Source organism: Bacillus sp. FSL W8-0640, assembly GCF_038007725.1.
GTDB classification, from domain to species: Bacteria; Bacillota; Bacilli; order Bacillales; family Bacillaceae_G; genus Bacillus_A; species Bacillus_A cereus.
The window spans coordinates 1,968,300-1,982,835 of the sequence record NZ_JBBOXT010000001.1 but is presented as its reverse complement, the minus strand read 5'-3'; the positions used below and the strand labels follow the sequence as shown (position 1 = coordinate 1,982,835).

Here is a 14,536-nt window from a genome sequence, read left to right as displayed (position 1 = left end):
CTTCTTTTCTGCTGCAATCCTTAGTAAGCTTTCATTTTTTTATTTTCCTTCATTATAAAAAAGAAGCTACATATTCAATGTGACTTTTCTCACATCACTTTCCCCATTCAAAAAATTTTCACAAATCCGTTCGCATTTTGTTCACATCTTTAGCCACTCCTCCTTACGGTCATTGAAATTTCAATTTATTTTTAAATAGCTCTTGCATTTTCATCATACTTACACTCAAAATAGGAAATGTATTGCTTATAAGAAGAAAGGTGATCACTGTGGCAAACAGTATGACATTATCTCAAGATTTAAAAGAATTACTTGCATCTGTTGAATATAAAATGCAGATAAAAAAAGGTAGTTTTATTTTTCAAGAAGGTATGGAGGCAACAGAACTCTATATCATTCACTCAGGGAAAGTACAAATTAGTAAACTTAGTGCTGACGGACAAGAATTAACACTTCGAATTTGTTCGGAATATGACATTATTGGAGAATTAACATTGTTCACGGATAATGCAAAATATTTATTAAACTCAAAATGTCTTGAAGATGTTGAAGTAGGTGTAATAAAACGTGAAGCGTTAGAAAAAGCATTACTCCAAAAACCCGCTCTTGTATTTGAATTTATGAAATGGATTAGTGAACATTTAAGAAGAATGCAAACGAAGTTCCGAGATTTAGTATTACACGGCAAAAAAGGTGCCCTGTACTCTACTCTTATACGAATGACAAATAGTTACGGTGTATTAAAAGAAAATGGTATTCTCATCGATTTACCATTAACGAATCAAGAACTCGCTAATTTCTGTGCAACTTCACGTGAAAGTGTAAATCGAATGTTAAATGAATTAAAAAAGCAAGGTACAATTTCAATTCATAAAGGAAAGATTACAATCCACGATTTACAATTTTTAAAATGTGAAATTGCTTGTGAAGATTGCTCTGCTTCTGTTTGTAGCATTGATTAGCATCTTATTTAGATGCTAATCTTTTTTCAATTTAAACTACTTATTAACGTTTATTCCCTATGTAAACAAAAACGAGGCCTTCCATATTAGACCTCGTTTCGTTTTAACCATTAGCTCCTATCCGTTTACAGCAGTATTATTTTTTCAACTCATTAGGAATACGTCTTCTGTAAATCACATAACTACGGCTTACATATTTAATTGGGGCACTAAATACATGTACAAGTCTTGTAAATGGCCACACTGCGAAAAGCCCCATCCCTGCGAGAATGTGAATTTTAAACCATACTGGTACTTCCATCATATATTCAACTTTCGGTTGGAAAATAAAGAGACTTCGGAACCAAGGGCCAATCGTTGTACGATAATCAAATCCTTTTGAATCGATATTTAAAAATGTTGAAGAAAGTCCTGCTAGCATTACGATAAGTAATAAAATAAGCGCAATATAATCTCCCTTTGTACTCGTTGCAATGATACGTTTTACAGTTACGCGGCGGTACGTTAATATAATTAAACCGATAATAGAAGCAACACCTGCCGGAAGTCCGAAACTAATTGCTACTACATGGTACACATGCTCAGAAATACCTACTGAACGGTATACAGCTTCTGGAATTAAAATCCCCATAACATGACCGCCAATTACGAACATGATCCCAAAGTGAAATAATAGACTTCCGAGTCGGAGCATTTTCTTTTCTAATAGTTCACTAGATTTTGATGTCCATCCAAATTGATCATAGTTGTATCTAAAAATATGTCCACCGATAAAGATTGCAAAAATGATATAGGGAAACAATACCCATAGAAATTGATCCATCATTTTAACAACTCTCCTTTCTAATTTGTCTGTACACCCCATGTTTCGATAGCGAGTAGAACAGCCGCAAGAATTGGTTCATACATACTGTCTGCTTCTTTTAATTGAACGTGTAACGCTTGTATATTCTCCGTGTATTTACTCATAATTGGTTCACTGTCTATCTCATTTGCATTTGCAAAGAACTCAAGCAATAGCGGTAAATAATCAGGTAATTCTTTATCTGTTACTTCAAAACCAGATTTTTTATAATGCTGTTTTAACTCCAGTAATTCAATACCTCTTTCTCTTTGTTCACCAGTGTTCATATAAGTAAGATACATATTTGTTTTCTTACCAAAATCGAATGTATATACGTAACTATCAATGAGTTGATCATTCGTTTTATCTAGCGCTTGCTTTATAAAGGCTGTAAGTGACGCTTTAACGTCTTCCTGTTCTATTGTTTCAACCTCTTCTTGCAATTCAGTTACAGCTTCTCTCCACCCTAGTTCAGGATAGGAGAGAAGAAAAGAAGAACAAGAAAAAGCTGTTTGTAAACTTTGTCTCATAATTTTCTGCCCCCTTTATTTAAGAAATTGTCATACAAGAGCCTGGACCACCTGTGAATGATAAACCACAGCTTCCTTGTTCGCTATATAAATCTGCCACTTGTTCACGGTGAGATGTCGGGATAACGAAGCGATCTTTATATTTCGCAATGGCAAGAAGACGATACATATCTTCTACATCCTGTTTCGTTAAACCAAGTTCTTTTAATACAGCTTCATTTGGCTCTTTATTAATTTGCAGTGCTCTCATATATGTTCGCATAACAGCCATTTTTTTCAATGTAAGACGAATGTGTGATTCATCCCCTGTAGTGAGTAAATTCGCTAAATATTGAATTGGAATACGCATATTATCAATTGCAGGGAAAACCTCTTCTGCTTGCCAGTTACTACCTTTCCCTTCCACCATGTTCATAATTGGGCTAAGCGGAGGGATATACCAAACCATCGGCATTGTACGATACTCCGGGTGAAGAGGCAGAGCAATTTTCCAATCGATAATCATTTTATAGATAGGTGACTGTTGTGCTGCTTTAATCCATTCTTCAGGAATGCCTTGTTTTTTCGCTTCAGCTGCTATTTCTGGATCATTTGGATCTAGGAAAACAGTAAGCTGCGATTCATATAAATCTTTTTCGTCTTCAACAGAAGCTGCTTCTTTTACTTTATCAGCGTCATATAGCATTACTCCAATATACCTGATACGTCCTACACATGTTTCTGAACAAATTGTTGGCATACCAGCTTCAATACGTGGGAAGCACATTGTACATTTTTCAGCTTTATTCGTTTGCCAGTTAAAATACACTTTTTTATATGGACAAGATGATACGCAGAATCTCCATGCGCGACATGCATTTTGATCTACAAGAACAATTCCATCTTCTTCACGCTTATACATCGCACCAGATGGACAAGATGATACGCAAGATGGATTCATACAATGTTCACATATGCGTGGTAAATACATCATAAAGACGTTTTCAAAATCTGTTTTAATTTCTTCTTCCATTTTCTTTACGTTTGGATCTTGCAATCCAGTTATATGTCCGCCTGCTAAGTCATCTTCCCAGTTTGGACCCCATTCAATTTTGTCGATAAATTCGCCTGTAATTGCTGATTTCGGACGAGCAACTGGCTGATGCTTACGCTGCGGACTATTTGTTAACGTTTCATAATCATAGTTCCAAGGTTCAAAGTAATCATCAATCGTTGGTTGATCTGGATTGTGGAAAATATTCATAAGACGTTTCATTTTCGAACCGGATTTTAGCTGAATTTCACCATTTTTCAATTCCCAGCCGCCTTTATATTTCTCCTGATCTTCCCATTGTTTCGGATAACCAATACCTGGTTTCGTTTCTACGTTATTGAAATACATATATTCAGCACCTGGACGATTTGTCCAGGTGTTTTTGCATGTTACGCTACAAGTATGACAGCCGATGCATTTATCTAGGTTCATTACCATTCCGACTTGTGCTTTAATCTTCAAGCCAATCTACCTCCTTCAGTTTACGGATTACAACATTTAAATCACGCTGGTTCCCAGTTGGACCATAATAGTTAAATCCATAACTTAATTGACCATATCCACCAATCATATGTGTCGGTTTTACGTGAATTCGAGTTGGACTATTATGCGTTCCCCCGCGATTACTTGTTAATTTCGTACCAGGTACGTTAATGTGACGATCTTGCGCATGATGCATAAATGCCATTCCTCTCGGTATACGGTGCGTTACAACAGCACGCGCTACAACAACACCGTTACGATTAAAGCACTCAATCCAATCATTATCTGCAACACCCGCTTCAGCAGCGTCCTCTTTATTCATCCAAACAGTTGGACCACCTCTAAATAGCGTTAACATCGGTAATGAATCGAAGTACATACTATGAATCGACCACTTATTATGCGGTGTTAAATAGTTTAATGTAATTTCTTTCCCTTCTACTTCAGGTCGTGATTTACGGAACGGTTTATGTTGCAGAATTGGTTTAAATGTTGCCATCGTTTCACCAAATTCTTTCATCATGTCATGGTCTAAGTAGAAAGATTGTCGACCAGTTATCGTTCTCCAAGGGATGAGACGTTCCACATTTGTTGTAAACGGTGAGTAACGTCGTCCACCTTTTTCTGAACCTGTAAAGGCCGGAGAAGTAATTACTGTTTTCGGTTGTGCTGTAATTTGTTCGAATGTAAAGCATTCTTCTTCACGTTCTTCTGCTAAATCACGTAGTTTTAAATCTGTTTGTTTTTCAAGTGCTTCCCATGCTTTTACTGCCATATGACCGTTTGTTGTAGAAGATAGTGTTAATACCGCTTCAGCAGCATTGATTGCTTCTTTGATGTCTGGACAACCTTTCGCGATAGAATCCGTTCGAACGACTCCTAATTTGCTCTTTAATTGCTCATACTCTTTTTCTGCTGACCAAGAGATCCCTTTCGTACCAATCGGTTGTTTTCCGGCATTTGGTCCAAGCGCAGTCATTTTGTCATAAATCGTTTTATAATCCCTTTCAACAACGTGAATTTGTGGCATCGTTTTACCCGGGATTGGTTCACATTCACCTTTACTCCAATCTTTAATCTTGCCAAGTGGTTGCGCTAATTCTTGCGGTGTATCATGAAGAAGTGGTGTTGCAACAACTTCTTTCATTGGTTCAAGATCAATTTTCTTCGCTAAATCTGACACAGCTTTAGAAAGTGAAGTGAAAATATCCCAGTCAGAGCGCGCTTCCCACGGTGAACCGATTGCCGGATTAAATGGATGTACAAATGGATGCATATCTGTACTGCTTAAATCGTGTTTTTCGTACCAAGTTGAAGCAGGTAAGACGATATCAGAATACAGTGCTGTTCCAGCCATACGGAAATCTAAATTAATGAGTAAATCAAGCTTCCCTTCTGGCGCTTCTTCATGCCACTTTATTTCTTCTGGTCGTAATGAATCACTGTCGTCATTCATTAACCCGTTTGTTGTACCTAATAAATGTTTTAAGAAATATTCATGTCCTTTACCAGAACTCGAAATTAAATTCGCACGCCATACGAATAAATTGCGCGGGAAGTTGTTATTGTTATCTGGATCTTCAATCGCAAATTTCAGTTCTTTTTCTTTTAATTTTTGTGCAACATATTTTCCGATTTCTTCTTGCGTTGTTGCACCAGCAGCAACAGCCTCTTTATATAATTCAATTCCATTTTTCTCAAATGTTGGATAAGAAGGTAACCAGCCAAGTCGTGCAGCTAATACGTTGTAATCACCGTGATGTTGATAACGAGAGTTACCTTCAACTGGTGATGCTAAATGTCCAACAGGTGTATCTTCATAACGCCATTGATCTGTTACGAAATAGAAGAAGGATGTACCGTTTTGTAATTTCGGTGGACCTTGCCAATCTTTTGCCATCGCGATTGTTTGCCATCCTTCTGCTGGTCTTAATTTTTCTTGACCAACATAATGAGCCCAACCACCGCCGTTTACACCTTGTGCTCCAACGAGAAGAACAAGATTTAAAACGGCGCGATAAATCGTATCAGAGTTAAACCAATGGTTAATACCCGCTCCGACAATTATCATTGAGCGACCATTCGTATCAACAGCATTTTGTGCGAACTCACGAGCGATTTGAATAATAAGCTCACGTTTTACTCCTGTCATTTTCTCTTGCCATGCAGGTGTAAACGGTATGTCATCATTGAAGTCTTTCGGTTCTTGTCCGCCAAGCCCGCGGTTCACACCGTAATTTGCTAACGTTAAGTCGTATACAGTTGTAACGAACAATTCGCCCTCTTCTGTCATAACCTTTTTCACTGGAATCGTACGTTCTAATATTTTGTTTCCATCATCAGAGAAGTACGGAATTTGTACAGTTTGAACACTATCCTCCATTCCAAGTAAAGAAAGACGTGGATCAATCTTTTCACCTGTTTCTTCATCTTCTAAACGCAAGTTCCATTTCTTTTCATTATCCCAACGTGACCCCATTGTGCCGTGAGGTGTTGCAAAATCATTCGTATTCTCGTTCCAAAGAACAGGTTTCCATTCCCCTAACTTCGTTTCTCGTCCAATATCAGAAGCATTTAAGAACCGATCAGCAACGAATTGATCTCCTTTTTGTTTCAATGTGACAAAGAAAGGAAAATCAGTATATTGCTTCGCATACTTTGTGAAATATTCCACTTGATTATCTACGTAAAATTCTTGTAAGATTACGTGCCCCATTGCCATCGCAAGTGCACCGTCTGTACCTTGTTTCACACTAATCCAATCATCCGCAAACTTTGTTGATTCAGCGAAATCAGGACTGACAGAAACAACTTTCGTTCCTTTATATCGAACCTCTGCTAAAAAGTGTGCATCTGGTGTTCTCGTCATTGGTACATTTGAACCCCATGTCATAATGTAACCAGAGTTATACCAGTCACTACTTTCCGGTACATCTGTTTGATCGCCCCAAATTTGAGGAGAAGCTGGTGGTAAATCCGCATACCAATCATAGAAGCTAAGCATCGGTCCGCCCATAAGTTGCATAAAGCGACTACCAGCAGCATGACTTAACATCGACATAGCTGGAATTGGTGAAAAGCCAACATTTCGATCTGGCCCGTATTTAATTACTGTATAAAGTAGAGAGGCTGAAACGAGTTGTAATACTTCATCCCAATTCGCACGAATGAATCCCCCTTTACCACGCGCCTGCTTATACGTACGTGCCTTTTCACGGTTTTCCACAATGCTTTTCCAAGCCTCTAATGGTGACTCGTTATTTTGCAATTCTTCTTGCCACATATTCCAAAGAACACCACGTACATACGGGTATTTCACACGAAGTGGACTATAAATGTACCAAGAAAAACTTGCTCCACGTGGGCATCCTCGCGGTTCAAAATCTGGCATATCAGGACCTGTAGTCGGATAGTTAAGCTCCTGCCCTTCCCAAGTTACAATTCCATCTTTCACATATATATTCCAGCTACATGAACCAGTACAGTTCACGCCGTGTGTAGAACGAATTACTTTATCATGCTGCCAACGCTTTCTGTACACATTTTCCCATTCGCGATCTTCATATGTTTCTTGTGTATGATTATCGTTATAACGATCTATTGGTGAAAAATATTTTAAACGTCTCATTAGTGCTGAAGTTTTTTTCTTCATACTGTTCACTCCTTTAATACGTCTCTCTTACATACCCTTACTATAAGAGAGGTTGTAAAATACAGATGTGACATTTCGCACAGTTCAAGAGATTGTCAAAAATTTATTAGAGAATAAGTTTGTGAGAAAACCTTTTGTTCCGTTGTGAAGGTTATGGTTAATCGTGATTATTAGGAGAATGGTATTTTGAGGTATCGACTATTTTGCAAAAGAAAAAGAGTTTTGATATTATTTCAAAACTGCTATAAGGAAAAGAGTATAAATTGTATGTAAAAAAATTTTTCCCAATGTTATTATTTTATATCGAGTCTGATTTTACATAAAACTACAAATCATTATTTACTGTATTGCCCTTAGTTACGGAAACAATTATACTAGATGTAATCGAAATAAATAATCTGAATATTCTCAGAATTTAAGGTAGACCTTTACTGTCTACATATAGAATTAGAAATATGTCCACTAAATTGATTAGAAAACGATAATAACATTAGGAGGATTACGATGCCCCAGCTTGATTCATTACATCCCACTGTAGAAAAAATAATCAATAATATTGAAAAAATAATGGTCGGAAAACGAAAAGAAACCATCTTAGTTTTGACAGCTCTCTTAGCTGAAGGTCATGTGCTATTAGAAGATGTTCCTGGTGTCGGGAAAACAATGCTAGTACGTGCTCTTTCTAAATCCATTGATGCTGATTATAAGCGAATTCAATTTACACCTGATTTATTGCCGTCAGATGTAACAGGAGTTTCTATTTATAATCCGAAAGAGCTCCAATTTGAGTTCAAGCCTGGACCAATTATGGGGAATTTTGTACTTGCTGATGAAATTAATCGTACATCTCCAAAGACACAATCTGCTTTACTTGAATGTATGGAAGAAGGCAATATTACAATAGATGGTATTACAAGACCTTTACCAAAGCCGTTCTTTGTCATGGCTACACAAAATCCGGTCGAATATGAAGGAACATATTCTCTACCAGAAGCTCAACTCGATCGTTTCTTATTGAAACTAAAAATGGGATATCCTACACCAGAGGAAGAATTTGAAATTTTAAACCGGATGGAAAAAACGAATCCACTCTCTCAATTACAGACCATTACTACAATAGAAGAATTACTTTATTTACAACAAAGCGTACGGGTAGTAAGTATGGACAAAGCAATTAAGCATTACATTGTAAAGCTTGTTAATCAGACTCGTACGTACAGTTCTATACAGCTAGGTGCAAGTCCACGTGGCTCAATTGCTTTAATGAAAGCTTCACAAGCTTATGCATTTATCCATAGCAGAAATTATGTTATTCCAGACGATGTTAAACTTTTAGCTCCTTACGTTTTAGCGCATAGGCTCATTCTAAAAATGGAAGCAAAATTTGAAGGAATAACTGGCGAACAAGTTATCGCAAAAATCGTTGCACGAACTACCGTGCCTACTCAAAGGGCGATGAACCCTTGATGAAACGAATGCTGCGAGCGCTATATCACGTTATGAAGTTATCGCTACTCCCTTTATGCCTAGTCTTAACATTTATGTACGCTATGTTTCAAGGCGGGTTTGTCAGTTGGTTTTTGTTTTACAGCATAATTCCCATTGCTCTTTATTCGCTACTACTCCCCTTCTACGCTTTACGGGACGCTGAAGTAAAGCGAATAACAAACCAGAATGGATATGTAGTAGGAGAACAATTTGTAAGCACGATTACAATAAAAAGAAAATTTCCTTTTCCCTTACTTTATTTAGTTATAGAAGATGAACTGCCACCACAATTTATAAGTTGTAAACAAATAAAGATGAATAAGGTAGTACTCTTCCCAGGATTGGAACGAAATATTTCGTTTCAATATGTTATTGACACAATCCCTAGAGGCGAGCACACTTTTTCAAGCGTACGTGTCAAAACCGGCGATTTATTCGGCATGATAGAGAAAGAAGCAACTTTTTCAGTTCCAAATACATTTTTAGTCTATCCCCAGTATGTAGATATAGCGTATCGACAATTGGAAAATCATTTCGAACAAGGAGCGCTTTCAGCAAATATAAATTCAGCAAAAGACTCTACAATCTCTGTCGGTGTCAGAGACTATAAACCTGGTGATCGCTTTTCATGGATTGATTGGAAAGCAACTGCACGAACAAACAATATTATGACAAAAGAGTTTGAACAACAGCGCAGCCATAATATCATGATATTCATAGACAGAACCGAGTCTCCTCTATTCGAATCAGTCGTCACATTTACTGCCTCTATCGTAAGGGCTGTCTTGAAACAAAATTCACCAGCATCATTCGTGTCTATCGGAAAAGAACAAACTATTTTCCCTTTAGACAATGGAGATACGCAGTTACAACAAATCCTTTGTCATTTAGCAAAAGTACAAGCAGACAGTGTATTTCCGCTCTCCCAGAGTGTAGACATGGAACTAAGAAAAATTTATGAGCCCGTCACGGTTATACTCGTGACCAGTAATCTTTCTCCCGATATTCAAAAGGCGGCTGATTGTGCTGCTATAAGAAATAGAAAATGTATGGTTTTTGTCGTGAAAGAAAAAGCGAATCAACTTTCACACCGAGAACTCAGTATACTAGAAACTCTAAAAAAACGACAAATATTTGTAAACACGGTTTATGAAAACCGGTATACAAACGTGTTTTTTGAGGTGAGCAAATGATGATATTACAAGCAAAATACAAGTGGGATACGAACAGATTCTTCATGCATGCATGTGTATTTCTTCTTTTACTAGAATGGCTAAGACCTCTTATAGGTATTACAAATGTAGGTAGATTAGATATTTTCGTAACATTTATAGGAATTTGCTTCGCTCTCTCTTTTTTTCAAACGAGGTGGCAGATTCCTATAAAAATTGTCACAGTCTTATTTATCATTCATTCCCTATATTATAAAAATGCTTTTATAAATCCATCTTGGCTAACAACATTCTTTTCTGATATGTTACGAAATTCCTCCCTGTTTTTCCAAGGGAATTTACTAGATATTTCCCCAGTTTTTCCGACGGTTTTATTTTTTCTCTCATTTTGGTTTTTGAGTTCTTTCACTTCATTTTGGATTATTCATAAAAAACGTGGGTTTCTATTCCTTGTATTGACTATTATTTATATCGCAACTTTTCATAACTTACATTTATACAATGCAAACTACGCTATTATTCGTACTGTTGTCATCGGCTTTTTTATGCTTAGTCTTCTTCAAGTAGAACGAATAAAAGAACGTGAACACTTACAAAATTATGCTAGAGAAATCTCAAAATTACTTAGACCACTTACAATATTTATCGTATTATTAGCAACCATTGCATACTTTGCTCCAAAATTTGGCCCTCAATGGCCAAACCCAATGGATTTTTTAAAATTCAACACATCTGAAGCAAGTAAAGAACAAAAAATTTCTACAATTGGGTATGGTTTAGATGACTCGCGATTAGGCGGTCCTTTTAAGGCGGATCCTACAATTGTTTTCACAGCACGAACGCAAAACAAACAATATTGGAGAGTAGAAACAAAAGATTTTTATACAGGAAAAGGCTGGGAAATTTCTGAAAATCCGAAAAAGATTTCTTTTAAAAATAAAAACGACGTCGTAAGCTGGTACGAACAAAATGCAAAAACGAAAACGACTGAGGCAACAATTACCATGCAAAAAAGTTACCCTCACCTTACCTATCCAGCAGGATTAGTATCAGTTGAGGCTGCTTCTGATGTATCATACAGTGTTGACCCGTTTTCAGAAAAAATTTATACAATGAATGGAGACTCTTCTACTACTTTACATTCGTATAAAGTAACATATGAGATCCCTGAGTTTTCCATAGAAACCTTGAAAGCTGTAAAAACAAATGAAGGTCAAGAAACAAATCCTTATTTTATGACAAAGTACACACAACTTCCCAAGTCATTACCACAGCGCGTAAAAGACTTGGCTGTCAATCTTACAAATGATAAAGACAACCGATATGATAAAGTATTAGCTATTGAAAATTACTTTACAGACAACTCTTTTACATACGAATCAACGAATGTCTTATTCCCTGCCAAAAGCCAAGATTATGTAGATCAATTCCTTTTCGATACAAAAAGCGGCTACTGTAATAATTTTTCGACGTCTATGATTGTACTACTTCGTTCTGCCGGGATTCCTGCTCGCTGGGTAAAAGGCTATACAGAAGGAACTCTTGACAATACACTTGCCTCTGCAGAAGGTGAGGATGTTTATACAATCACGAACGATAACGCACACTCTTGGGTCGAAGTATATTTCCCAGGATACGGATGGATTCCATTCGAACCAACAAAAGGATTTACTAATCCCTATAATTTTATAAATAATACGCCTGCTCCTATTTCACAAAATAGCGAAGCAAATAATTCTAATAACACGCAAATACAACAACGAAATAATGAAGCAAAACTTAAAAGTTTAATAGAAAATACAGAAGAAGCTTCTACTAAAAAGGTCACAAATTCTCAAACTAGTTTTTCTTGGTGGTACGTATTCCTCTCTACGATACTAATTAGTATTATGGGATACATTCTCTTCACCACTAGAATGATATGGAGGACATTTCTTATTATTCATTTCTATAAATACCGAAAAAATGATGCTGTTTATCAAAAAGCTTACGGTGCACTTTTAAAACAATTTGCGAGAATTGGCATACCACGGAATGAAAGTCAAACATTCCGAGAATACGCTCTCCATATCGATACACTTTACAACTCGGCCGATATGCAACAACTTACTGCCAGTTATGAGAACGCTATGTATAAACAGGGGCAGGCTGCAGCAGAATGGAAGAAATCCGTACACTTATGGGAAGTGCTTATGAAAAAAGCAGGTTCTCTACCTAAATCAGATGGCTTTGATACAGTTATTTAATCTTGAAAATGTGAGTTTAAAGAAAACGTCTCAAAGAACTACATTGTTCTTTGAGACGTTTTTTAATAAAGTGAAACTCCTAATTATTCTCCAAGTACCTTCTCAATCTCAACCTCTAAATCTACCGGCTTCGTCTGTGGCGCAAAACGCCCTACTACTTTCCCGTCTTTTCCAATTAAAAACTTCGTAAAATTCCATTTCACTGCTTTCATACCGAGTAAACCTGGTGCTTGTTCTGTCATGTATGTATATAAAGGATGAGCCTTATCACCTTTCACATCAACCTTTGCAAACATTGGGAAGTTTACACCGTAGTTTAATTCACAAAAACTAGTAATGTCCGCTTCTGTACCTGGTTCTTGTCCTCCGAATTGGTTACAAGGGAATCCGAGTATTTCAAGTCCTTGGTCTTTATATTTATCATACACCTCTTGTAATCCTTTATATTGCGGTGTGAAACCACATTTACTAGCTACATTTACAATAAGAAGTGCTTTTCCTTCGTAATCTTTTAACGATTTTTCTTCACCGGTAATTGTTTTAGCTGAAAAATCATAAACTGTCATTGTCTTTGCCCCTCTCTTCACTATCATTCTATGTTTATACTATACTACATTCGTGAATATACATCTCTTATTACGTACTTATAAGATATAATGATAGCGCTTTATTTCCGTTCAAAATTCGACACATACTACTAGACTTTTATGATGGAAAGTTTTACAATTGAAATGTGAACAAAATGTGACAGTTTATATTCCATTATAAAAGAAAAGGATGGTGTCCATTATGAAAACTGCACAACATGAAACGATTTCAAATCGCGAGTTTTATTTCGTACTATATATGATGTTATTGTATGTTACTGGCTGGGTAATCGATGTAAATGGTTTATTCTTAAGCTCCTACTTTAATTTAGCAGGAGAAATTATGCTTCCATTAGTAGGCGGGATTGTTGGACTGTTCATTATGTCTATTAATAAACAACAAACGAAATAATAATATTACAAAAAGGCAGAAGACGAGCTTCGTTTTCTGCCTTTTTTCTATTTTAGCGTATAATAGAAACATGCAGTATATAAGGAGTGGTAAATATGAAAAAAGTAGAGCAATTATCTTCTCACCTATATCTGATTGATGATTTCGATTTACAACATAATGAACGAACTGGTACGTACGTTTTATTAGGTGACGATATTACTTTAATTGAAACTTGTGCAGCCCCTTCTCTTCCGTATATTTTAGAAGGCTTACAACAATTACATATTGATTTAAACGCAGTTAAAAACATTATCGTTACACACGTTCATTTAGATCACGCAGGGGCTGCTGGTTTAATGATGGAAAAGTGCCCAAATGCTACGTTATATGTGCATTCTCGTGGTGCTCGTCATATGATTAATCCAACAAAACTTATTTTGGGTGCAAAAGCTGTCTACAAAGAAGATTTCGATAAACTCTTCGATCCAATTCTTCCAATTGAAGAAGAACGTGTTCATATTGTACAACATGGTGATACGTTAAAAATTGCAAAAGACCGCACCCTTACATTTTATGATACACCAGGACATGCGAAGCACCATATTAGCATTCATGATTCATTAACAAATGGGATTTTCACTGGTGATACAATTGGAATTTATTATAGAGAACTCGCAAACGTTGGTGTAGAGTTATATCTACCATCAACGTCCCCTTCACAATTCCAACCAGATGCGATGATTGCTTCTAAAAATCATATTCAAAGTATGGATGTAGATACTATTTATTTCGGTCATTACGGCGCATCCTCTCATGTTACAGAAGTATACAATCAACTGGAACATTGGCTACCTATTTTCGTTCAGACTGGTAAGGAAGTCTTTGAAAAGTATAATGATTTCGATGAAGCGACTAAAGCTTTACAAACTTTGTTAATGGATAAAATCTCTTCTCATCTTACAAAGTTAAACGTTCCATCAGATCATTCCGTTTATAATATTTTACATCTAGATATAGAAATTAGTGCAATGGGCATTATTGATTATTTCACGAAGCAAGAAAAAGCAAACTCCACTATTAACTAACAGTAAAAGAAGAGATATACAACAGTAGTTATTGTATATCTCTTCTTTTTTTGAATATAT

General features: G+C 36.4%; 11 protein-coding genes. 6 read left to right on the top strand and 5 right to left on the bottom strand.

Features of this window, described 5'->3' with window-relative positions:
- The first annotated feature begins 269 nt into the window (after nt 1–269).
- Nucleotides 270–962 carry a Crp/Fnr family transcriptional regulator gene (locus N2V80_RS10365; protein WP_000013866.1) on the top strand — a complete coding sequence of 231 codons (693 nt, stop codon included), beginning with the start codon at nt 270–272 and terminating at the stop codon, nt 960–962.
- Between the two features lie 136 nt (nt 963–1,098).
- On the opposite strand, the gene narI is transcribed toward N2V80_RS10365, so the two are convergent.
- Genes narI through N2V80_RS10345 form a run of 4 tightly spaced genes read right to left on the bottom strand, consistent with a single transcriptional unit; the run spans nt 1,099 to nt 7,504 of the window.
- Nucleotides 1,099–1,788 (bottom strand): respiratory nitrate reductase subunit gamma, encoded by a 690-nt coding sequence (gene narI / locus N2V80_RS10360; RefSeq protein WP_061655333.1) that lies wholly within the window; start codon nt 1,786–1,788, stop codon nt 1,099–1,101.
- Between the two features lie 17 nt (nt 1,789–1,805).
- Complete coding sequence (gene narJ / locus N2V80_RS10355) at nt 1,806–2,336, bottom strand: nitrate reductase molybdenum cofactor assembly chaperone (protein ID WP_001249923.1); 531 nt, start codon at nt 2,334–2,336, stop codon at nt 1,806–1,808.
- A gap of 19 nt (nt 2,337–2,355) precedes the next feature.
- Complete coding sequence (gene narH / locus N2V80_RS10350; RefSeq protein ID WP_000692665.1) at nt 2,356–3,831, bottom strand: nitrate reductase subunit beta; 1,476 nt, start codon at nt 3,829–3,831, stop codon at nt 2,356–2,358.
- On the bottom strand, nt 3,821–7,504 hold the full coding sequence (locus N2V80_RS10345; protein WP_000730780.1) for a nitrate reductase subunit alpha: 3,684 nt from the start codon (nt 7,502–7,504) through the stop codon (nt 3,821–3,823). The genes narH and N2V80_RS10345 overlap by 11 nt, the downstream gene beginning before the upstream one ends.
- Before the next feature lie 504 nt (nt 7,505–8,008).
- On the opposite strand from N2V80_RS10345, the gene N2V80_RS10340 reads away from it, so the two are divergent.
- The 3 genes from N2V80_RS10340 to N2V80_RS10330 are packed head-to-tail and all read left to right on the top strand — an operon-like array spanning nt 8,009 to nt 12,410.
- Nucleotides 8,009–8,971, top strand: a complete 963-nt coding sequence (locus tag N2V80_RS10340) for an AAA family ATPase (RefSeq protein ID WP_001135817.1) — start codon at nt 8,009–8,011, stop codon at nt 8,969–8,971.
- Nucleotides 8,971–10,185, top strand: coding sequence for a DUF58 domain-containing protein (locus tag N2V80_RS10335; protein WP_000827545.1), 1,215 nt, complete (start codon nt 8,971–8,973; stop codon nt 10,183–10,185). The genes N2V80_RS10340 and N2V80_RS10335 overlap by 1 nt, the downstream gene beginning before the upstream one ends.
- Nucleotides 10,182–12,410 carry a transglutaminase TgpA family protein gene (locus tag N2V80_RS10330; RefSeq protein ID WP_061655334.1) on the top strand — a complete coding sequence of 743 codons (2,229 nt, stop codon included), beginning with the start codon at nt 10,182–10,184 and terminating at the stop codon, nt 12,408–12,410. Before N2V80_RS10335 ends, N2V80_RS10330 begins: the two co-directional genes overlap by 4 nt.
- Nucleotides 12,411–12,493: 83 nt before the next feature.
- On the opposite strand, the gene bsaA is transcribed toward N2V80_RS10330, so the two are convergent.
- Nucleotides 12,494–12,976 carry a glutathione peroxidase gene (bsaA, locus tag N2V80_RS10325; RefSeq protein WP_000219434.1) on the bottom strand — a complete coding sequence of 161 codons (483 nt, stop codon included), beginning with the start codon at nt 12,974–12,976 and terminating at the stop codon, nt 12,494–12,496.
- A gap of 223 nt (nt 12,977–13,199) precedes the next feature.
- Here bsaA and N2V80_RS10320 point away from each other — a divergent pair, with 223 nt between their 5' ends.
- Both N2V80_RS10320 and N2V80_RS10315 read left to right on the top strand, forming a co-directional pair.
- On the top strand, nt 13,200–13,409 hold the full coding sequence (locus N2V80_RS10320; protein ID WP_000844984.1) for a DUF3925 domain-containing protein: 210 nt from the start codon (nt 13,200–13,202) through the stop codon (nt 13,407–13,409).
- A 95-nt stretch (nt 13,410–13,504) separates the two neighbouring features.
- Nucleotides 13,505–14,476, top strand: coding sequence for an MBL fold metallo-hydrolase (locus N2V80_RS10315; protein WP_061655335.1), 972 nt, complete (start codon nt 13,505–13,507; stop codon nt 14,474–14,476).
- Nucleotides 14,477–14,536 lie beyond the last annotated feature (60 nt).